This window comes from Streptomyces sp. NPDC005202 (genome assembly GCF_040608235.1).
Taxonomy (GTDB): Bacteria; Actinomycetota; Actinomycetes; order Streptomycetales; family Streptomycetaceae; genus Streptomyces.
Genome location: NZ_JBEXHW010000024.1, coordinates 30,625 through 50,486, shown reverse-complemented (window position 1 = coordinate 50,486; position 19,862 = coordinate 30,625). Strand labels below are relative to the sequence as shown.

The 19,862-nt window shown below is 70.7% G+C and carries 17 protein-coding genes, 6 pseudogenes and 1 riboswitch; of the genes and pseudogenes, 16 read left to right on the top strand and 7 right to left on the bottom strand.

Annotated features, from left to right (window positions below):
- Positions 1 to 21: 21 nt before the first annotated feature.
- Positions 22 to 978: a nucleoside hydrolase gene (locus ABZV31_RS27560; protein ID WP_355898992.1), complete on the top strand. Its 957-nt coding sequence runs from the start codon at positions 22 to 24 to the stop codon at positions 976 to 978.
- Here the strand turns inward: ABZV31_RS27560 and ABZV31_RS27555 are convergent.
- Positions 975 to 2,075, bottom strand: coding sequence for a HoxN/HupN/NixA family nickel/cobalt transporter (locus tag ABZV31_RS27555; RefSeq protein ID WP_355899127.1), 1,101 nt, complete (start codon positions 2,073 to 2,075; stop codon positions 975 to 977). The genes ABZV31_RS27560 and ABZV31_RS27555 overlap by 4 nt on opposite strands.
- Positions 2,076 to 2,103: 28 nt before the next feature.
- Positions 2,104 to 2,325, bottom strand: a riboswitch (cobalamin riboswitch).
- An 80-nt stretch (positions 2,326 to 2,405) separates the two neighbouring features.
- Between ABZV31_RS27555 and ABZV31_RS27550 the strand changes: the two genes are divergently transcribed.
- Together ABZV31_RS27550 and ABZV31_RS27545 are read left to right on the top strand one after the other, a co-directional pair.
- Positions 2,406 to 2,765, top strand: a complete 360-nt coding sequence (locus tag ABZV31_RS27550) for a metalloregulator ArsR/SmtB family transcription factor (protein ID WP_355898989.1) — start codon at positions 2,406 to 2,408, stop codon at positions 2,763 to 2,765.
- Between the two features lie 215 nt (positions 2,766 to 2,980).
- Positions 2,981 to 4,653, top strand: a pseudogene (locus ABZV31_RS27545) (glycoside hydrolase family 13 protein).
- An 18-nt stretch (positions 4,654 to 4,671) separates the two neighbouring features.
- On the opposite strand, the gene ABZV31_RS27540 reads toward ABZV31_RS27545, so the two are convergent.
- Positions 4,672 to 5,388 carry a DUF4142 domain-containing protein gene (locus ABZV31_RS27540; RefSeq protein ID WP_355899125.1) on the bottom strand — a complete coding sequence of 239 codons (717 nt, stop codon included), beginning with the start codon at positions 5,386 to 5,388 and terminating at the stop codon, positions 4,672 to 4,674.
- 326 nt (positions 5,389 to 5,714) lie between these two features.
- On the opposite strand from ABZV31_RS27540, the gene ABZV31_RS27535 reads away from it, so the two are divergent.
- Genes ABZV31_RS27535 through ABZV31_RS27520 form a run of 4 tightly spaced genes read left to right on the top strand, consistent with a single transcriptional unit; the run spans position 5,715 to position 9,229 of the window.
- Positions 5,715 to 6,047 (top strand): J domain-containing protein, encoded by a 333-nt coding sequence (locus ABZV31_RS27535; protein WP_355898986.1) that lies wholly within the window; start codon positions 5,715 to 5,717, stop codon positions 6,045 to 6,047.
- A 45-nt stretch (positions 6,048 to 6,092) separates the two neighbouring features.
- The gene (gene dnaK / locus ABZV31_RS27530) at positions 6,093 to 7,961 is read left to right on the top strand and encodes a molecular chaperone DnaK (RefSeq protein WP_355898983.1); all 1,869 of its coding nucleotides are present in this window, start codon (positions 6,093 to 6,095) and stop codon (positions 7,959 to 7,961) included.
- Positions 7,962 to 7,963: 2 nt separating this feature from the next.
- Positions 7,964 to 8,536, top strand: coding sequence for a nucleotide exchange factor GrpE (gene grpE, locus ABZV31_RS27525; RefSeq protein ID WP_355898980.1), 573 nt, complete (start codon positions 7,964 to 7,966; stop codon positions 8,534 to 8,536).
- Positions 8,537 to 8,545: 9 nt separating this feature from the next.
- On the top strand, positions 8,546 to 9,229 hold the full coding sequence (locus ABZV31_RS27520) for a DUF6445 family protein (RefSeq protein WP_355898977.1): 684 nt from the start codon (positions 8,546 to 8,548) through the stop codon (positions 9,227 to 9,229).
- A gap of 47 nt (positions 9,230 to 9,276) precedes the next feature.
- On the opposite strand, the gene ABZV31_RS27515 is transcribed toward ABZV31_RS27520, so the two are convergent.
- Positions 9,277 to 9,762 carry a hypothetical protein gene (locus tag ABZV31_RS27515; protein WP_355898974.1) on the bottom strand — a complete coding sequence of 162 codons (486 nt, stop codon included), beginning with the start codon at positions 9,760 to 9,762 and terminating at the stop codon, positions 9,277 to 9,279.
- A 212-nt stretch (positions 9,763 to 9,974) separates the two neighbouring features.
- On the opposite strand from ABZV31_RS27515, the gene ABZV31_RS27510 reads away from it, so the two are divergent.
- From ABZV31_RS27510 to ABZV31_RS27500, 3 genes and pseudogenes are all read left to right on the top strand, one after another.
- Complete coding sequence (locus ABZV31_RS27510) at positions 9,975 to 10,541, top strand: hypothetical protein (RefSeq protein WP_355898971.1); 567 nt, start codon at positions 9,975 to 9,977, stop codon at positions 10,539 to 10,541.
- Between the two features lie 313 nt (positions 10,542 to 10,854).
- Positions 10,855 to 11,529, top strand: a pseudogene (locus tag ABZV31_RS27505) (type 1 glutamine amidotransferase domain-containing protein).
- A 100-nt stretch (positions 11,530 to 11,629) separates the two neighbouring features.
- Complete coding sequence (locus ABZV31_RS27500) at positions 11,630 to 12,520, top strand: NAD(P)-dependent oxidoreductase (RefSeq protein ID WP_355899122.1); 891 nt, start codon at positions 11,630 to 11,632, stop codon at positions 12,518 to 12,520.
- 58 nt (positions 12,521 to 12,578) lie between these two features.
- Here ABZV31_RS27500 and ABZV31_RS27495 read toward each other — a convergent pair.
- Positions 12,579 to 13,535: pseudogene (locus ABZV31_RS27495) on the bottom strand (Ig-like domain repeat protein); the annotation flags it as partial.
- Positions 13,536 to 13,540: 5 nt separating this feature from the next.
- Between ABZV31_RS27495 and ABZV31_RS27490 the strand changes: the two are divergent.
- Positions 13,541 to 13,888: pseudogene (locus ABZV31_RS27490) on the top strand (ATP-binding protein); the annotation flags it as partial.
- Between the two features lie 114 nt (positions 13,889 to 14,002).
- On the opposite strand, the gene ABZV31_RS27485 reads toward ABZV31_RS27490, so the two are convergent.
- Entirely contained in the window at positions 14,003 to 14,965 is a 963-nt protein-coding gene (locus tag ABZV31_RS27485; RefSeq protein ID WP_355898968.1) for a hypothetical protein, read from the bottom strand.
- Positions 14,966 to 16,107: 1,142 nt separating this feature from the next.
- Between ABZV31_RS27485 and ABZV31_RS27480 the strand changes: the two genes are divergently transcribed.
- Positions 16,108 to 16,443, top strand: a complete 336-nt coding sequence (locus ABZV31_RS27480; protein WP_355898965.1) for a hypothetical protein — start codon at positions 16,108 to 16,110, stop codon at positions 16,441 to 16,443.
- Here the strand turns inward: ABZV31_RS27480 and ABZV31_RS27475 are convergent.
- Positions 16,418 to 17,083 carry a hypothetical protein gene (locus ABZV31_RS27475; RefSeq protein ID WP_355898962.1) on the bottom strand — a complete coding sequence of 222 codons (666 nt, stop codon included), beginning with the start codon at positions 17,081 to 17,083 and terminating at the stop codon, positions 16,418 to 16,420. The genes ABZV31_RS27480 and ABZV31_RS27475 overlap by 26 nt on opposite strands.
- Positions 17,084 to 17,210: 127 nt before the next feature.
- Between ABZV31_RS27475 and ABZV31_RS27470 the strand changes: the two genes are divergently transcribed.
- On the top strand, positions 17,211 to 17,741 hold the full coding sequence (locus ABZV31_RS27470) for a DUF2867 domain-containing protein (RefSeq protein WP_355898959.1): 531 nt from the start codon (positions 17,211 to 17,213) through the stop codon (positions 17,739 to 17,741).
- Between the two features lie 362 nt (positions 17,742 to 18,103).
- Positions 18,104 to 18,244 (top strand): annotated as a pseudogene (locus ABZV31_RS27465) (DUF5994 family protein); the annotation flags it as partial.
- A gap of 6 nt (positions 18,245 to 18,250) precedes the next feature.
- Here the strand turns inward: ABZV31_RS27465 and ABZV31_RS27460 are convergent.
- Positions 18,251 to 18,647, bottom strand: a pseudogene (locus ABZV31_RS27460) (DUF5994 family protein); the annotation flags it as partial.
- A gap of 242 nt (positions 18,648 to 18,889) precedes the next feature.
- Here ABZV31_RS27460 and ABZV31_RS27455 point away from each other — a divergent pair.
- Both ABZV31_RS27455 and ABZV31_RS27450 read left to right on the top strand, forming a co-directional pair.
- Positions 18,890 to 19,147: a hypothetical protein gene (locus ABZV31_RS27455; RefSeq protein ID WP_355898956.1), complete on the top strand. Its 258-nt coding sequence runs from the start codon at positions 18,890 to 18,892 to the stop codon at positions 19,145 to 19,147.
- Positions 19,148 to 19,304: 157 nt separating this feature from the next.
- Positions 19,305 to 19,607, top strand: coding sequence for a PRC-barrel domain-containing protein (locus ABZV31_RS27450; RefSeq protein ID WP_355898953.1), 303 nt, complete (start codon positions 19,305 to 19,307; stop codon positions 19,605 to 19,607).
- The last annotated feature ends 255 nt before the right edge of the window (positions 19,608 to 19,862 follow it).

Genomic DNA, 19,862 nt, shown 5'->3' with positions numbered 1-19,862 from the left:
TACGACGGAAGGAGTGCTGTTGTGGCCGGTCAGCCCATCCCCGTGATCATCGACTGCGACACCGGCGTCGACGACGCCCTCGCCCTGCTGTTCGCCGTACGCCACCCGGGCCTGGAGCTGCGCGCGGTCAGCTGTGTCGCCGGGAACACGGACGTGGACCAGGTGGTACGGAACACCCTGACCGTCCTGGAGCAGGCCGGCGCCGGTGACATCCCCGTCGCACGCGGCGCCGAGCGGCCGCTGATCGAGCCCGTGCGCACGGCGCACCACGTGCACGGCCGGGACGGCATGGGCGACCTCGGCCTCCCGGCACCGCGCCGCACGCCCGCGGACGTGGACGCCGTGACGCTGCTGCGCCGCGAGATCCTGGCGTCCGACCGTCCGGTCACCCTCGTCCCCACCGCGCCCCTGACGAACATCGCGCTGCTGCTGCGCACGCACCCGGAGGTGACCCGCAACATCGAGCGGATCGTGTTCATGGGCGGCGCGGTGGCCACCGGGAACGCCACGCCGGTCGCCGAGTTCAACGTCTGGCACGACCCGGAGGCGGCGGCGATCCTGCTCACCGCCGGGGTGCCGATCACCATGTACGGCCTCGACGTGTTCGAGCGGGTGATCGTCCCGGCGGCGGACGTACGGCGGCTGCGCGAGAGCGCCGAGCCCGGCGCGCGCCTGGCCGGGCGGCTGCTGTCCCACCGCACCCCGGCCACCTACGACGACCCCTCCGGCGGCCTCGGCGACGCGGGCGCGGTCTGCGCGGTCGCCGACCCGGCGGGACTGACCACCCACCGGCTGCCGGTGGAGGTGAACCTCGCGCCGGGCCCGGCCCGCGGACAGACGATCGTCGACCGCCGCCCGCGCCCGGGCGAGTCGGAGCTCCACGGGGAGAGGCGTGAACAGCCGCTGGTGGACGTGGCGTTGGACATCGACGCCGAGCGGTACGTGAAGCTGTACCTGGCCACCGTCGAAGGCGCCTAGTTGGTGTCGGCGGGCTGCACGGCCCACCGCTGCTCCACCTTCGCCGCCTTCCAGTACGCCAGTGCCACCGCCCACACCACGACGAAGAGGGCGACGATGATGTAGCCGACGTTGTCGAGGTCGAGGCCGGCGATCCAGCCGGTGACGTCGTCGCGCAGGTCGAGCTTGTCGTGCAGGACGCCGACGAGCTCGATCGTGCCGATGAAGAAGGCGACGGCGATGGACAGGCCGGTGATGGTGAGGTTGTAGAACACCTTGCGGACGGGGTTCGAGAACGCCCACTGGTAGGCGAAGTTCATGAAGGTGCCGTCGAGGGTGTCGAACAGGCTCATGCCGGCGGCGAACAGGAGCGGCAGGCAGAGGATCGCGTACCAGGGCAGGCCGGCCGCCGCGCCCGAGCCGGCCATCACCATCAGCGTGACCTCGGTGGCGGTGTCGAAGCCGAGGCCGAAGAGGAAGCCGAGGGGGTACATCTGGCCGGGCCGGGAGATGGACTTGGTGAGGCGGCCGAGGACGCGGTTCATGAAGCCCCGGGAGTCCAGGTGCTGTTCGAGCTCCTTCTCGTCGTACGTGCCCGCCCGCATCGCCTTGAAGACCTTGAGGATGCCGACGAGGGCGACCAGGTTGAGAGCGGCGATGAGGTAGAGGAACGTGCCGGAGATCGTCGTCCCCATGAAGCCGAGGACCTGGTGGGTGCGCGAATTCTCGTTCATGACGCGTCCGGCGAGCTGGGTGCCGCCCGCGATCAGCAGGGCAAGGATGACGACGACACTGGAGTGGCCCAGCGCGAACCAGAAGCCGACCGACACCGGGCGCTTGCCGTCGGCCATCAGCTTGCGGGTGGTGTTGTCGATCGCGGCGATGTGGTCGGCGTCGAAGGCGTGCCGCATGCCGAGGGTGTACGCGGTGACGCCGAGGCCGATGCCGAAGGCCTCGCGGCCGACCTTGTAGTGCTCGGGGACGACGAGCAGGAACAGGACGCCGAAGGCGACGACGTGCAGGGCGATGATCACGGCCATCAGGCCGGCGGTCTTGAGGGTGTCCTCCCGGCGCCACTTGAAGGACGTCGACGTCGGGGCAGGGTCGGGCAGGGCCATCCGGTTCACGCTCCAGCACCTCGTGGATCACTTCGTGAGCTGCCGTGGCCGGTCTCCTGGCTTACGGGTCGTGCGTTCGCCGCCCCTGCCTTCCCGGTCGTGCGACCAGTGGCCCGGCGTGCGCCGGACGGGACGGAAACTCCCCGATCACAGTGGCGAGGGCCGCTCCGGCCTGGGCCCCGCTTGGTCCCGGTAAGGGACGTGAGGGGCCGTCACCGGCTTCCCGAACACCACGGCCCGCCCACCGTAGGGCCGTAAGCGGTTCCCTGCATAGCTGCATACCTGCGCAGGTATTCAAGATCACACAGCGGCGTTTGCGAGGATGACGGCATGCATCTCGTTCCGGCCGACCGCGCAGACCGCCGCACCATCGACGGCCACCGGGTGTGCGACGCCATCGCCGCGATCGGCGAGCCGGGTCACGTACGCACCTGGGCCGACCGCTTCTCGCTGCTCGCCGATCCCAGACGGCTCGCTCTCCTCCTCGCCCTGCACCGCACCGGGCCACTGGCCGTGTCCGACCTGGCGATCGCGACCGGCATGAACGACCCCGCCGTCTCCCAGGCCCTGCGGCTGCTGCGGGCGGCGGGGGTCGTTCAGGGGGAGAAGGAGGGGCGCGTGGTGCGGTACCGGGTGGTCGATCCGCACGTACAGGGGTTGTTGAAGCACTGCGCGGCGGACGCCGGCTGACCTGCGACCGCCCCGGCACTCCGACGGGCGCCGGGGCGGTGGTGGAGTCGGAGGCCGAGGGGGCGCACACCGGGAACGAGCCGCTCCGCAGATCGGTCGGTGTTCACGTTTCCGGCGATGTTCCCGGCGATGTTTCCGGCGATGTTTCCGGCGATGTTTCCGGCGATGTGGACAGAGTTCTCCTTGTCGCTCCAGCGCACCGAAGAGGAGACCGCGTGACCGTCCGCACCACCACGCACGACTCCCCGCCCGACCTCTCGTCCCGCAACCCCGACTGGTGGCGGCAGGCCGTCGTCCACCAGGTCTACCCGCGCAGCTTCGCCGACGCCGACGGCGACGGGCTCGGCGACATCCGGGGCATCACCCAGCGGCTCACCCACCTCGCCGCCCTCGGCGTCGACGCCCTGTGGCTCAGCCCCTTCTACCCCTCCGAACCGGCCGACGGCGGCTACGACGTCGCCGACCACCGCGACGTCGACCCCCGCCTCGGCACCCTGGACGACTTCGACGGCATGGTCGCCGAGGCCCGCCGCCTGGGCCTGAAGGTGATCGTCGACATCGTCCCCAACCACACCTCCCACCAGCACCCCTGGTTCCAGGAGGGGCTGCGCGCGGGCCCCGGCTCCCCGGCCCGCGACCGCTACGTCTTCCGCGACGGCCGCGGCGCCCACGGGGAACTGCCGCCCACCGACTGGCAGTCCGTCTTCGGCGGCAGCGCCTGGCGGGGGTGCCGGACGGGCAGTGGTACCTGCACCTGTTCGCACCCCAGCAGCCCGACCTCAACTGGCAGAACGAAGAAGTCCGCACCGACTTCCGCACCACCCTGCGGTTCTGGTCCGACCGCGGCGTCGACGGCTTCCGCGTGGACGTTGCATACGCCCTGGCCAAGGACCTCGACGAGCCGCTTCGGGACGTCGGGGACATCGGCGCCACCGGAGAGGAGGCGCTCCTCCACGTACCGCCCGGCAGCCACCCCTACCACGACCGGGACGACGTCCACGAGATCTACCGCGACTGGCGCAAGATCTTCGACGCCTGCACCCCGCCCCGCACGGCGGTCGCCGAGGCCTGGGTGCCGGGTGCCCGGCGCGCGCTCTACGCCCGCCCGGACGAACTGGGTCAGGCCTTCAACTTCGAGTACCTGCAGACCGGCTGGGACGCCGACGAACTGCGCCAGGTCATCACCGAGTCGCTCGAGACCGCCCGCGTTGCCGGAGCCTCGGCCAGCTGGGTGCTGTCCAACCACGACGTCGTCCGCCACGCCTCCCGCCTGATGCTCCCGCCCGGCACCGCCGACAACGCCTGGCTGCTGTCCGGCGGCCGCGCACCGGCGATCGACGAGGCGGCCGGGCTGCGCCGGGCCCGGGCGGCCACGCTGCTGATGCTGGCGCTGCCCGGCTCGGCGTACGTCTACCAGGGCGAGGAACTCGGCCTGCCCGAGGTGGCCGACCTGCCCACCGAGGTGCTCCAGGACCCGATCTGGCAGCAGACGGGCCACGTCCACAAGGGCCGCGACGGCTGCCGGGTGCCGCTGCCGTGGACGACCACCGGCCCGTCGTACGGCTTCGGGGCGGGCGAGGCCTGGCTGCCGCAGCCGGCGGGCTTCGCGTCGTACGCCGTCGAGGAGCAGAACGGCGTGGCCGGCTCCACTCTGGAGCTGTACCGCACGGCCCTGCGGCTGCGCCGCAAGCTGCTGGACGGCGAGTCGCTGACCTGGGGTGAGGACGCCCCCGCCGGGATGCTGGCCTTCACCCGCTCCGAGAACTGGCGGTGTGTCACCAACCTCTCCGGCACGGCCGTGCCGCTGCCGCCGGGGGAGGTGCTGCTGAGCAGTGCGCACCTGACGGAGGGCCGGCTGGATCCGGACACCACCGTGTGGCTCTCGTAGGACGCGGCCGGCTCAGGCTCACCCCACCGTCGGGCTGGGGCTCGGCGCGCCGTCGATCGCCACCGGGGTGGAGGTGGCGTTCGGCGGCGGGGTGAGCACCACCTGGGGCTGTCCGGGGGCCGGGGGCGGCGGGGTCAGGTCCGAGGCGGGCAGCTTCGGCGGGGTCGTCTCCTGGAAGAGCACCTGGTCGAAGTTGACCAGGCCGGTCTTCTCCATGACCGTGATGTGGTCGAGCACGGTGTCGTTGGCCTGGTCGGCCAGCGCGCGCACCAGGGTGTTCTTGGTCGTGGACCGGATCTTCGCCACCGTGTTGAAGATCGAGCCGTGCGTCACGCGCAGGATGTTGGCGAAGTCGGTGTCGAACTGCTTGCCGCTGTCCGCGTTGAGCGTGTTGATGAATCCCTGCTGCTGCGGGCTCGGCACGTTGGGGATCGCGATGTTGAGCATGGGGGCGATCTTGCGGCAGGTGGTGTCCAGCGCCGCGTGCCCGTCGATCAGGTGCTGTCCCGCGATGATGACCGCCTTGGTCGTGCCCTTCTTCAGGGCCATCTGCCCGACGGGGTACTCCCACAGCCCGGCCGCGCGCACCTTGACCACGAAGTCCCGGTCCGCCTCCGTCAGCGGCCCCCACTGCGTCTGGGCGATGACGCGTGAGGGCGAACTGGAGACGTTGTTGAATCCGAGCATGGTCGGGTAGGCGAGCGCGGCGAGGGTCAGGCTGAGAGCTCCGCCCACGAAGAGAGTTCCCGTCGCGTTCCGCGAAAAGCGCACCGTGCCTCCTGCCCGGTCGTGGATCCGCCCGTGGGCGGTTCGGACGCACAGCAGTACGGGCGGGGAAGCGGAAAGAACCTTTGGTTTTAGTAAAATCTTCCTCCATGGGCAGGGAGGCGCCGGCCTGCGGCGTGTGACACCCCGCTCCGCGGTCGCTCGACGATCAGTGGTTCCCCGTCCTGGTCCCCACCACCCCTCAGACTTGACAAGAGGGCGCTCAAGTTTTATTCAGGCAAATAGGTAATCCGGGTCCGAAACCGCAGCTCGCGGCGCGCGAGGAGGTGGGCGGAATGCAGACGCGGGACGGGACGCCGGACTGGTACGCGGTGCTGGGGGTGGAGCCCTCGGCGACGGCCGAGACGATCACCTCCGCCTTCCGCGCCCGGGTGCGCGAACTGCGCCCCGACACCCGGGTCGACCCCGTCACCGCGCAGCGGTTCGGTGAGGTGAGGGCGGCCTACGAAACCCTCCGCGACCCCCTCCTGCGCGCGGCCTACGACCGGACGCGCGCCCCCGCCCCGGACGCCCGGCCCCCGCGGCGGTACGCCGTGGCGCTCGGGGCCCTCGCCCCCGAACCGCCGCTGCGCGCGGGCCCCGTCCGGTGGGAGCGGACGTCCCGATGAGGACCCCTCAACCACCACGACCACAGCAACGAGGAGGAGAACCAGATGGCCCGCTCGGTCGGCATCGACCTCGGCACGACGAACTCGGTGGTCTCGGTCCTCGAGGGCGGCGAGCCCACCGTCATCACCAACACGGAGGGCGCCAGGACCACCCCGTCCGTGGTGGCCTTCGCCAAGAACGGCGAGGTACTCGTCGGCGAGGTGGCCAAGCGGCAGGCCGTGACGAACGTGGAGCGCACGGCGCGCTCCGTCAAGCGGCACATGGGAGACCACAGTTGGCGGTTCCCGGAGAACGGCGACATCGACGGCAAGCGCTACACCGCGCAGGAGATCTCCGCGCGCGTGCTGCAGAAGCTGAAGCGGGACGCGGAGGCGTACCTGGGTGAAAAGGTCACCGATGCCGTGATCACCGTGCCCGCCTACTTCGACGACACCCAGCGGCAGGCGACGAAGGAGGCCGGTGAGATCGCGGGCCTGAACGTCCTGCGGATCATCAACGAGCCGACGGCCGCGGCGCTGGCGTACGGGCTGGACAAGGAGAACGACCAGACGGTCCTCGTCTTCGACCTCGGCGGCGGCACCTTCGACGTGTCGCTGCTCGAGATGGGCGAGGGCGTCATCGAGGTGAAGGCCACCAACGGCGACACGCACCTCGGCGGCGACGACTGGGACCAGCGGATCGTCGACCACCTGGTCAAGAACTTCAAGAACAGCTACGGCATCGACCTGAGCAAGGACAAGATGGCCGTGCAGCGGCTGCGGGAGGCCGCGGAGAAGGCCAAGATCGAGCTGTCCTCGTCCTCCGAGACCACCATCAACCTGCCCTACATCACGGCCTCCTCGGAGGGTCCGCTGCATCTGGACGAGAAGCTGACCCGCGCCCAGTTCCAGCAGCTGACCGCCGATCTGCTGGAGCGCTGCAAGGGGCCGTTCCACCAGGCGGTCAAGGACGCCGGGATCAAGGTGTCCGACATCGACCACGTGGTCCTGGTGGGCGGTTCGACGCGCATGCCCGCCGTGACCGACCTGGTCAAGGAGCTCACCGGCAAGGAGCCGCACAAGGGCGTCAACCCGGACGAGGTCGTGGCCGTCGGCGCCTCGCTCCAGGCCGGTGTCCTCAAGGGCGAGGTCAAGGACGTCCTGCTGCTCGACGTCACCCCGCTGTCCCTCGGCATCGAGACCAAGGGCGGCATCATGACCAAGCTCATCGAGCGCAACACGACGATCCCGACCCGGCGTTCGGAGATCTTCACCACCGCCGCGGACAACCAGCCCGCCGTGACCATCCAGGTCTACCAGGGCGAACGGGAGATCGCCGCGTACAACAAGAAGCTCGGCATGTTCGAGCTGACCGGGATCGCGCCCGCCCCGCGCGGGGTGCCGCAGATCGAGGTCACCTTCGACATCGACGCCAACGGCATCATGCACGTCTCCGCCAAGGACCTCGCCACCGGCAAGGAACAGAAGATGACGGTGACCGGCGGCTCGGCCCTCCCCAAGGAGGACATCGACCGCATGGTCCGCGAGGCCGAGCAGCACGCCGAGGAGGACCGTAAGCGGCGCGAGGCCGCGGAGACCCGCAACCAGGCTGAGCAGCTCGTCTACCGGACCGAGCAGCTCATCGAGGACAACGATGCTGCCGGGATCCCGGCCGACGCGAAGAGCGAGACCGAGGCGGCGCTGGCCGACCTGAAGGAGCAGCTCAAGACCGAGGACACCGCCGCGATCCGGCAGGCCATGGACCGTACGGCGCAGGCCGCGCAGAAGATCGGCGCCGCGCTGTACGAGAAGTCGCGGGCCGAGCAGACCTCCGGCGGGTCCGCGACCGGCGGGTCCGCAGGCGGTGATGCGGCCGCCGAGGACGAGGTGGTGGACGCCGAGATCGTCGACGACGACAAGCCGGAGGCGGGCTGACCATGACCAGGAGCCGGCCGCAGAGCACGGAGCTCACGGAGCTGCGGCGCCTTGTGGAGGAGCGGACCGCCGACCTGCAGCGGGTGAAGGCCGAGTACGACAACTACCGCAAGCGGGTCCGCCGGGACCGCCTGGCCGTGCGCGAGATCGCGGTGGCCAACGTGCTGCGGGCCCTGCTGCCCGTGCTGGACGCCGTCGACCGGGCGTGCGCGCACGAACCGCTGACGCCGGGCCTGAAGGACATCGCCGACAGCCTTCAGGCCCAGCTCGGCTCGCTGGGCGTGCAGTCGTTCGGGGAGGAGGGCGACCCGTTCGACCCCGCCTGCCACGATGCCCTGACGCACCACGTCTCCCCGGGCGCCGACCGCCTGGTCTGCTCGGCGATCCTCCGCCCCGGCTACCGCCTCGGCGACCACCTGCTCCGCCCGGCCCAGGTGGAGGTGACGGGCCCGCCGCCCGGAGCGGCGGGGGCAACCGCCACCCCCCAGGTCTCGTCCCCAAGCCCCGTACGGACAGAGAAGGTTGACGGAATGTTGACCGGTTCGGGGGAGAGCCCTGGCGAAAGCCCGCCCTAGATTCGCCGCATGCCCCCACAGCCCGGCGGTGTGCCCACCGCGCTCCCCGTCCTCCCCTATCGCAAGCCCACCAAGGGCCGCGACTACTGGGTGCTGGACGACGTCCTGGCCGACGTGGACGCCGTACGGGAGCGCTGCCTGGCCAAGGACGACTGGGTCAAGGGATACCCGTACACCTCGGAGACCTGGCCCGGGCTGCGGACGATGCCCGGCCTCGAACCGTCCGAACTGGCCCGGGTCGAGCGGCTGGTGAAGAGGGCGACCGGGGCGAAGGAGCTGTGGGTGCAGCAGGCGCCCGGCGGCGGCACCCTCAACCACAACTGCGTCCAGGTCGTCGGTGCGGGCGAGAGCGAGCCGCGGCCGCACACCGACTCGCGGGCGCTGTGCCGGTACGCGGCCGTGCTCTATCTCAACCCCGGGGTGCCCAAGGACTGCGGCACCAGCTTCTACCGCCAGTCCCTGCCCGGCGGGCGGCTCGGCGGCAACGTCGTCCAGGCCCCGCACAACAACCTCGTCGAGGCCCTCGGCACGCGGTTCGTCGCGCCGGACGCCTTCGAGGAGGACGTCCGCGTACCGCACAAGGCCAACCGGCTGCTCCTCTACCACGCCAACCTCGTGCACAGCGCGACCGGTTACTTCGGCCGGACGCTGGAGGACAAGCGCATGACGGCGGTGTTCTTCTGGATGGCGTGACCGGATGTCCGCGAAAGCTCCTTCCGGTGACCTGAGCGGACGGCGGATCAGTACCGCAGCGCGGTGCCCACCTCGGCCTTCACCTCGCCGGACAGTTTGTGCGTGCTGCGCGCGGTACCCGTACCCGTCTTCCCGGCCGGCACGTCGGAGACGGTGACCACGACCGTGTCGAGCAGATTGCCGCCGGTGTCCTTGAAAGTGACCTGCACGGCGAAGGACTTGGTCGAGGCCGCCTTGTTGTCCACCGTGACCTCGACCGCGGTGCGCCCGTCGGAGGCCGTCGTCGGCGTGCCCAGCGTCACGGCGCTCCTGGCGTCGACGCCGTTCTTCACCTCGTCGAGCCTGCGGCCCGCCTCCGCGGTGGCCGAGGCCAGCGCCTCGGAGGCCTGCGAGGCGAGCGACGAGACGGCCGACGCCGCCCTGCTCGCCGTGTCCGACGGGTTGTTGCCGCCGTCGGAGCAGCCGGTCAGGCCCACTGCCACGATCCCCGCGAGCGCCGCGCCCGGCACCCAACGCGCCCGGTAGCCGGCCATTGCGCCTCCCAGTTGCTCGGTCCCCCTCCACCGAAGGGCCGGGGTGTCCTTACCAGTGAAGGCCCCCGGACCCGCGTCCGCATGCGGACGTCACCCGAACGGCCCCATCCCCGTGGTGGCGCGGGCCGCATCGCCGGATGGTCGGAGAAAGGCGACGTACGAGGTCGCCCATCCGGCAGAGACGGCAGAGACGGCAGAGACGAGGTACGGCCATGACGGAGCAGCCGCACGCAGGGCAGCCGCCGACCGGCGGGGAAGGGACGCCGGTGGGGGGCGAGCACCAGCGGTCGGCGGGACCGGCCCCTGGCACCGGCGGCCGCCAGACGGCGGCGGGACCGGCCCCCGGCACCGGCGACCGCCCGTCAGCGCCGGGCGACTACGGCTGGGTGGCCGGCGGTGTCGTCTTCGCGGGCGTCCTGATGCTGGTGAACGGCGTCCTGGCGATCCTCCAGGGCATCTCCGCGATCGCCGCCGACGACGTGTACGCCCCCATCGGCGGCTACGTCTACAAGATCAACCTCACCGGCTGGGGCTGGATCCTGGTCATCCTCGGCGCCGTGGCCGTCGCCACCGGCTGGGGCATCCTCAAGGGCGCCGAGTGGGCCCGGATGACGGGCATTTTCCTGGCGTCGCTGAGCATGATCGCTCAGTTCATGTTCCTGCCGTACGCGCCCGTGTGGTCGGTCATCATGATCGCCCTCGACTTCTTCGTGATCTGGGCGCTCGCCGTGTACCGGCCGGAGGGGCAGCAGGGGCACGCGGTCCACGGACACGCCTGAGCCGTATGCGCGTACCGGTCGGCCGGCCACCAGAACCACGCCGCACGCTGCGGCGCCTCCCGGCCGTGGCACGTCCGGGTCAGGTCGGCGGGCGCCGCGATGCGCCCGCCGCCCGCCGCCGGCCGCTGCCACGGCGTCGGTGCCGGAGGACGGGCGCGCGGTTGCTCATGCCGTCGGCGCAGCCCCTTGCCGCATCGTTGACGCATCGGACTTCCGATGGCAGCAATCGGGTGCTCTATTGGTTCCCTGATGGCCGGCGATCCTACCGTCGAGGTCGTCGCCCCCCCATGAGAGTCCGAGGAGAGACGCGACCATGGCGAAGATCCTGTTCCTGATGACCGCCGCCGACCAGTGGACGCTGGCCGACGGCACCCGGCACCGCACCGGTCTTCTGGGCCGAGGAGGCGGTCGTCCCCCTCGAGGCGTTCAAGGCCGCGGGCCACGAGGTCACCGTGGCCACCCCGGGCGGCGCGGTCTCCCCGGTCGACCCGGCCGGCCGCCGCCGAGGCCGCCGGCGGAGCCGAGGAGGCGGCCCGGCTGCACCACGTGATCGACACGGCCCCGGAGTTCCGCAGCCCGCTCGCGCTGACCGACGTACGCCTCGAGGACTACGACGCCGTGTACGTCCCCGGCGGCCACGGTCCCATGGAGGACCTGGCGGCCGACGCCGACTCCGGCCGCATCCTCACCCGCGCGGTGGAGGGCGGTCTGCCGGTCGGTGTGGTCTGCCACGGCCCGGCCGCGCTGCTGGCTGCGGTGAAGGAGGACGGCACCAACGCCTACGCCGGCTACCGCATCACCGCTTTCACCAACACCGAGGAGCAGCTGGCCGGCCACGCGGGCGCCCACGGCTCGCCCGCCTCGACCTTCAGGCCCGCCTCGGTGAGCCGGTCCTGCAGCAGCCACTGTCGACCGGCCTGTCGTCACCGGCCAGAACCCGGCGTCCTCCGCACCGGTCGCGGCGGAGCTGCTCAAGAAGCTCGTCTGAGGCGCACGTATTCCTGAAAGGACGCCCCGAGGCCTCAAGGGCGCCCTGAACGAGCGCGCCGAAGCGCCATACTCACCCCATGGATCAGGAAGGCGACGACATGACCGACACCCGCACCGTGAGCGTCCTGGGCACCGGGATCATGGGTGCCGCGATGGCCCGGAACCTCGCCAAGGCCGGAAACACTGTCCGGGTCTGGAACCGCACCCGCGCCAAGGCGGAGCCACTCGCCGCCGACGGGGCGCACATCGCGGACACCCCCGCCGATGCGGTGCGCGACGCCGACGTCGTCCTGACCATGCTGTACGACGGCGGCACGGTGCTGGAGGTCATGCGCGAGGCGGCGCCCGGACTGCGCTCCGGCGCCGCCTGGGTCCAGTCGACCACCGCCGGCCTGGAATCCGTCGGCGAACTGGCGGCTTTCGCCCGCGAACACGGCCTGGTCTTCTACGACGCGCCGGTGCTCGGCACCCGTCAGCCCGCGGAGGCCGGCCAGCTGACCGTCCTGGCCGCGGGCCCCGTCGAGGACCGGGACGCGGTGACGCCGGTCTTCGACGCCGTCGGCGCCCGCACGGTGTGGACGGGCGAGGACGGCGCCGCGGCCAGTGCCACCCGCCTGAAGCTCGTGACCAACAGCTGGGTCATCGCGGCCACCGCCGCGGCCGGCGAGGTCCTCGCCCTGGCCAAGGCCCTCGACGTCGACCCGCAGAACTTCTTCGACCTCATCGCCGAAGGCCCGCTCGACATGGGCTACCTGCACGCCAAGGCCGGTCTGATCCTCAACGACCAGCTGTCCCCGGCGAGTTTCGCGGTGGCGACCGCCGAGAAGGACGCCCGCCTGATCGTCCAGGCCGGTGAACAGCACGGCGTCCGCCTGGACGTGGCCGCCGCAAGCGCCGCCCGCTTCGCCCGAGCCGCCGCCCAGGGCCACGCGGACGAGGACATGGCGGCGGCGTACTTCGCCAGCTTCGACGAGAAGCCGGCCGGCTGAGCACCGGGAGGCGGTCACCCGGAGGTGACCCGGCGCCGGCCGGCCGGTCACCTCGCGCCTACTCGGAGAAGTACAGGTCCTTCCAGGGGCCGTACGTCGTCGTGTTCACCGTGTCGCCGGACGAGCCGTTGACGTAGGCCGAGCGCATGCGGGCCTTGATGCCGGACTCGCCGGGGGCCGGCAGGCGGACGGCCGACGTGCCGTTCGTGCCGAGCGGGAAGTACTCCGAGTCGGCGTTGTGCCATGCGCCGTTGTAGTAGACCTGCAGGTCGAAGCGCTGCTTGCGGCCCTTGTAGTAGGTCATGGTCGTGGTGAGCACCGGGTCGGTGCTCTTGTGGAACCAGTAGTACGTCGTCGAGCCGATCCTGGCCGTCTTGTACTGCTTGGCGACGGCGGTGGAGATCCTGACCCTGGCGTACGCCCTGGACTTCACCGTCTTCGGAGCGGTGCGGGCGTCGCCCTTGAAGACCGCGGTGACCTCCGTGTCCCGGGTCATGTCCACCGTCACGGAGAGGTTGCCGCTGGAGTTCACCGTCCCGGTCCTCAGCAGCTTGTTGGGCTTGTCGCCGCCGAAGGGGTTCGCCCAGATCTCGACCGTGCGGTTCTTGTACGTCGAGCCGAGGTGCGGGGTGAAGGAGACCTTCTTGGCGTAGTCGTAGACCTTGCCGTTGTTGTTCAGGGTCAGGGTCGTCGCCGTGCGGGAGACGTCGACCTTGTCGGAGGCGCTGACCGCGGTGTGCGCCTCGTCGCCGGCGTACGGCACCTTGTACGTGACCGTGCCACCGGCCGGCGGGGTGTCGGTGAAGGAGTACGAGCCGTCCGCCCCGACCGTGACGGCGGGCAGCGCCTTGCCCTTCGGGCTCTCCAGGTCGGTGCGGGTGACCTGCAACGACACGCCGCTCGGCAGCGGCTGCGTCGCCGTGAGCTTCCCGGTCACGGTGAGCGGCTTGCCGCGCGTGGCCTTCGACGGGGCGTGCACCGTCAGCGTCGGGGCGTTCAGCGCCGGGTCGGTGAGCGCCCCAGGGCTCCTACCGCAACATGAACAAGATCGCCCAGCGCATCCGGCCGGCCATGAACGCCGCCGAGCTCACCGCCGTACTCGAGGACCACTACACGGGCGAGGCCCAGACCCTGACCACCGGAGCCGAGGCCAACCTGCTGAAACTGGCCGAGCTGCGCGGCACGCTCACGCCCGTACAGGCCGCCCGCCGGCAGGAGGTGAAGACGGCGTACGTCCGCACGCAGGCCCTCGGCGGTCCCTACAGCGATCCGTTGAGCCGTGCGGTCGCCGCCCTGGGCGTGCTCGCCGACCGGGTCGCGGCCGTCGAGTCGGCCATCACCCGCGCCGTCGATCCCACCCGCCGGTGACCCGGAAGCAGCGGCACGGCCCCGGTGATGACGTACACGCGCGGCAGGCCTGAGGCACGTCTGGGACGGGACCGGCGGGCGAGGCGGTGTGCCGGGAGGCGCGGGGCGGCGCGGTCAGCCGAGGCACACCACGAGCAGGCAGAGCTGCGATGGCGACGTCGGCGTCGGCGTGGCCGCGGGGCTCGTCTGCGAGGTGCCCGAGTTCGTGCCGTCGGAGGCGGCAGGCGCGGGCGTCTGCTGCGTCGCCGTAGTACCGGTGTGGCCCGGGTGGCCCGGGTGGCCCGGAACCGTCCCGGCGGAGGACGGGGAGGTGGTGCCCGGCCGTGGGACGGACAGCGCAGCCGAAGGTGCCGTCGTGTGCGGTGCCGTCGTCGTGTGCGGTGCCGTAGGTGCTGCTGTCGTACGAGGAGCGGCGGCGGCATCCGGCCGAGCGCTCGGCGACGCGGTGCCGGGGGCCGCGGCGGCGGCATGCCTGCGCGGGAGGCCGGCTGCGGGCGGACGGGCGGGAGAAGTGGGCGACGACTGCTGACCGTCGGGCCTCGTCGACGACGGGCCGCCGTGCTGTGCCGGCTGCCCGCCCACGGCGCCCGTGTTCGCGGCCTCCGGCGCCGTGGCCGCCTGTGCCCGGTCGGCGGCGTGTTGGTCCATCGCTGCAACGGTCAGGCCGCCGCCGACGAGTGCGACGGCGGTCGCGACCGCGGCCCGGCGCCGGTTCTTCTTCCAACGAGCCAGCCGACGGCGCCGCGCCGCACGCCCTTGCCCCTGCCTCTGCGGTGCGGGCGGCGCGCCCGTGAAATCGCCGTACGGGTCGGCCTGCGGGCCCTCGTCCGTGCCAACCGCGACCGCTGCCTCGTCACGGAGGCGGCCGCTGTGCCACGGGTCCGCAGTCGTGTACTCCCAGGCGGTGGCCGCGCTCACCGCTGTGGGGGTCGTCGCCGTGGTGCCGCGGGCCGGGACGGCGCGCCCGTCGACGGTGGCCGGGGCGGTGTCCGGGGCGATGTCGGGCGCGTAGGCACCGCACCCGGGACACACCAGGGCGCCGTTGAGATGCCGACGACACGAGGAGCAGTAGTCCATCTGCGGTCTTCCTGAATTGACATGCCGTCGACCCGCGGGGCCGTGGCCTGGTCACCTTCGCACGTGGAAATCGAGCGGCAAGCAACGCTAACGAGGCTTTCGAAAGACTGTGTGCAGCCTGTGTGACACTCCTGCGCGGATTCTTCGAAAGCCGGGCCTCGGGGTGCACCTTGTCAAGGATTCAACCGATAGTTGCGCAATCCGGCAAGTGTGCCGATATGCTCCCAGCGATTCGCGACAGACAGCCCGTCCGGCGAGGCGTCCGGATGCAGAACGGAACGTGCACGGGGAGACGGCGGGGGCCGCTCAGGTCGGTGGACAGCCAGGTCGAAAGCGGCGTACGCGCCGTCGGCCTTCGCGACCGACGGGAAGAGCGCCTTGGCTCGGAACGCACCGGCCTCTGTGCCGCGGCCGGTGCGATGCACGAAGCCCAAGGTGCGCCGGGCGGCCGGGTGTTCAGCTCGCGCCGCGGAGACGGTTGGCGTCGGTCCGCAACACGACGGTGCTCTCCGTAGTACCCCGCACGACCTGGTGCACCCTTCGTCGGCGTGGAACGTCATCTCAAGGGCGTTGTCAGAGTCGGGTGTTAGCTTCCCGGACAGGAATGAGCCGGTTCGATGTTCCTGCCGAGGAACACGGCGGCCCAGGGGGGTGGCCGGACAGGATCCCCGGATCTGTTGGGTCCCGGGACACCGAATGGCTCCGCACCCACCCCCCTCACACCCTTCTGATCCGTAGCTCTCTGGGGTTCGGTCGGAGCGGGTGACGGGCCAGTATCAGTGCTGTGCACGATTTGCGCGAGGGCCGGTTGGACGTAGCAGCGGCGCCGGCCCAGGCTGTGAAACGGCCTGTGAGACATCGCGGGAGGTTGGTGGAGGCGAGTCCGCCAATGGCTCGCTTCGCGCACCCCTCCGATCCGAGAGATGCCACGCGACAAGCCAGACGATACGATAAAAACAGCATCACACCTCACGAAACGCTCCGGAAAATAAACGGGATGCATTGTCCATGTGGGGTGATATGTGCACGGCGTGACGGAGTGAGGCTTTCCCCTCGGTGTCCTATGCGACCGCTGCCGCGGGTGACGGAGCCGTCACGTCCCCTACCGGGCCGCACTGGTAGCGCCCAAGGCAGGTTGAACGATGAACCGGACACGTCGTCTCGCAGCACTCACGTTCCTGGTCGCCCCCGCGCTCGCGGTGGGCCCCGCGGTTGCCGCACACGCCTCGATCACGACCGCGCCCGGCGCCGCGTCCCGCGCGACGTGCAATGTCGGAAGAGAGTCGAACGGCAAGTACCACCTGTGGGGTGTGGGATTCCCCGGTGGCACGAAGGTGACCTACTCGGGGTCCAGCTCGGGCACCGTCTCCACGGACCATTCGGGAAGGTTTGACATCGGCGGTCTCAGCGGGAGCAAGTTCGTCGTCAAGACGGACGACGAAAAGACGACGCTCACCTGCGCCGTGGTCCACCACTGAGGGTTCCGCGCACGGCGGCCCCGACGACCTCCGCGAAGGCGGCCATCGGGACGGCGACGGCGCCGCCGACGGGGCTCTTGGAGTCGCGGAGGGCGAAGTGGCGGGGGAGGGAGCCGAGTTCGAGGCGGTCACCTCTGGTGTCGATGTCCTCGACGGTAAGAGGGCCCTGGGGGTGCGTCGGTGGTGCGCCACCCGCCCACTGGTTCAGACACCGAACAACCCCCGGAACTTGGACCTGGGGGTTTGTCGTGGAGCGGGTGACGAGAATCGAACTCGCGCGCTCAGCTTGGGAAGCGACGGCGCCGCGCTGCGTGTCGGGCAGATGCGTCAGCACGGCGAGGTCGATGGCTGTGATGCCGGAGGCGGTGGCGAAGCCCTCCTTGAGCGTGGCGACGATGTTCGAGCCCATTGCCGTGAGCCACCACAGGACGCGCTCTCGCCTGTTCAGGGTCTTCAAGGTCGGGCGTCCGCTGGGTATCAGACCGGGCGTCTGGGTGGGCATCGAGTCAAGGTCCTGCTGCCGCATCACGACCGACAGGACCGAGCCGTCCACGCCGACAGCGCAGCCCGCGGCCGGGTTGTCGGAGAAGGCGGTGTTCACCGCTTCGCAGACGTTCGAGGCGATCAGTCGCCCTGTCACGGCAACGGGAAGTCCCAGGCCAGCCGTTGACCCGCGCCCAGGACCATTCCGTACGCTCCGTGGCCGATGATGGACGGCACATCGTTGCCGGCGTATCGGAACGCCACGCCTGAGGAAGGAACGACGCATGTCGGGTGCAACAGGACGGCGGGTCCGGGCGAAGGCGGCCGCGCCGGTCACCGCAGCCGCGGTCGACAGCCTCGGGGGCTGCGACCACGTCGACGCGGTCGCGATCGACCTGCCGCCGGGCACCACGGCGGTGGAGTTCACCCACACGGTGCTCGCCGCCACGCCCGAGTGGGTCCACTGCCTGCTGACGACCCGCGACACCTTGATGTCGCCCTTCGGACTCCACACCCAGCAGCGGGTCGCTCCGCAGGACATCCGTGTGGTGCCCGGAGCCAAACTGGGACCGTTCCGCATCCTGACGGTCTCCGATGAAGAGGTCCTGGCTGGAGACGACGACAAGCACCTGTGTTTTCGCACCTCTTTTGCGGTACGCGAGGGCGTGCGGGGAACCGAAGGGGTCTGCACCACGGTCGTACGGTTCACCAGGGCCTACGGCCGGGCGTACTTCAAGGCGATCCAGCCTTTCCACAATCTGATCATTCCGCGGGTGGTGGCCCGAGCGGTCCGCGAGCGAGATGAGTCAGTGTGAGGGCAGCTGCCGACGAAGAGGGATACTGCGCGGTTGCACGCTGCGGGCACCCACTGGCCAGAGTTGACGGTGCCGGCCGACGCGAGGCAACCTCCGGCCTCAGCCGCTCGGAGGCGGGGAAAACTTCAACATGACGGCTGATGTCGGCGGAGCCTGAACCGTGGTTCTGGATCACTTTGAGTACCCGAGCCACAGAGCGTCACCACTACCGCGATGCTGAACGGCCGTGGATGAGGTGCTGGTTACCGCGGCCCGGCGCCACCCCGTGAGGTGACTCGCCACCACGGGCCTCAGGGCTGTCTGGGTGTCGGCGGCGGAGGCGCCGAGGAGCGGCGGCTGTCCGTTCTCGTCCGGCAGGATGCATGGTCGACGACCGAGTCGTGCACATCGACTCCTACCCGGTCGGTGACAACACCGTCCTCATCACCCGGGGCGATCGGGACCATTTCTCCCTGCTGGTGGTCCCACCGGACACGTCGCCCGACACGGCACGCGCCGCGATTTTCCGGGGTGAACCAGCCGACGTTGACGATGTGGCCGCCCACGGGAACCTTGTGCGGGATGACCGGCCAGTGCTGGGGGTTGACGGCGATGCGCGTGATGCGGCCCTACAAGGGGTCCAGCACATCGGTCAGGGCGGGCAGCTCGCTCAACACGTCCCGGGAGCGGGGCCACCAGGCACCGTCCAGGAGTCCACGGGACGTGCCGTCGGTCTTCAGCGCGAGACGCGCGGCCGGGGCTGCGACGGGCTCGTGGTGTGGCAAGGGTAGGTGCAAGGTTGCCGACATGATGCGGATCCGTCTCCGGGCCGCCCCGCGGCGGCCCGGGTTTCATCTCCGCCGAGAACGCCCCGGCGTGGAAGCCGGTGTGCGAAATGCCCTCGGTACTGTCGACAGTACTCCGCACGTGCCGGGGCGGCTGTGGAGACGACTCCGCACGCGCCGGGGCGGCTGTGGAGACGACTCCGCACGCGCCGGAGCGGCTGTCGAGACCGGCAGGAGTACCCTGGAGGCCCCGAGGGCACGTCGTATGCCGGTTACCAGACCGGTCTCGTTCTTGCCGCGCAGTACGACACGGACCGCTCCGGTCCGGGGCAGGTTCCGCCTATGACATCCGAAGCCACGCAACGCCCAGACCGTCCCGATGCCGTGGACGAGCCGAACAGGCAGGCCAGGGTGGAGGTCCGCATCGTCTCCCAGGACCCCGAAGCGGCACGGTGCGTCGCGGACGCGCTGCGGGCGCTGTTCGCCGGGGGCGAGCAGCGGAGTTATCCGGCGGAGCCCTCGGGCACGGGGACGCGACTGCATCTCACGCTCGATGCCTCGCACGCCGCCGGCCCACTGCGCTCCTGGCTGGAGTCCAGCAGGCTGCCCGCCGACCGGACCCACCCGAGCGAGACGGCCTGACCGTCTCCACCGTCGTATCAGCTTGCCGCGTACGTATCCGTGGCCGTGTCACGTGATCGGTGAGCGCCCGTTCCGCACCCGGCGCCACGACCGGGCCACCAAACCTTCGCCGTCGGCCCTGCTCTCGTTAGGCGAGAGCCGGCACTGCAGCCCCGGCGTGTACACGCCGGGGCCGTCGTCCCGACCGTCGGCGTCACAGCACAACCACGACGTCGTCGACCCGAAGGGCCACAAGATCGGCGTGCTCGAAGCGATCTACGTGGACACCACCACCGACCAACGGGCCATGGCCGCCGTCCGGACCGGCCTGCCCACCCGTCGGCGCCTGGTCTTCGTCCCCCTCGACGAGGCAATCCTCGGGCCGGACTACGTCAAGGTCTCCTACGCCAAGGCACTGGTGAGGAAGGCCCCTTCGATCGGCACTCGGCGCGACAGCCGAGGGCCTTTGGCTATCTGCTGATCATCGACATCGTGCTCCTCGTGGCCGACCTGGCCCTCGTCGCCGTCCGATGGTGCCGGCGCTCCCGTTGGCGCCCTCTCCGCTGACTGCGGCGTCGGACGACCAGGGCCTCGTGTGCCGTTCAGCCCGTCGCTCCACATCGGTCCGTCGGGCGTCGGCGAGGAGTACCCTGGTGATTACTGAGAGTATTTCGTACGCCAGCTTCCATGCTGACGTCGTTTTCGGCGATTCACGACAACCGGGTCGGCTGTGACC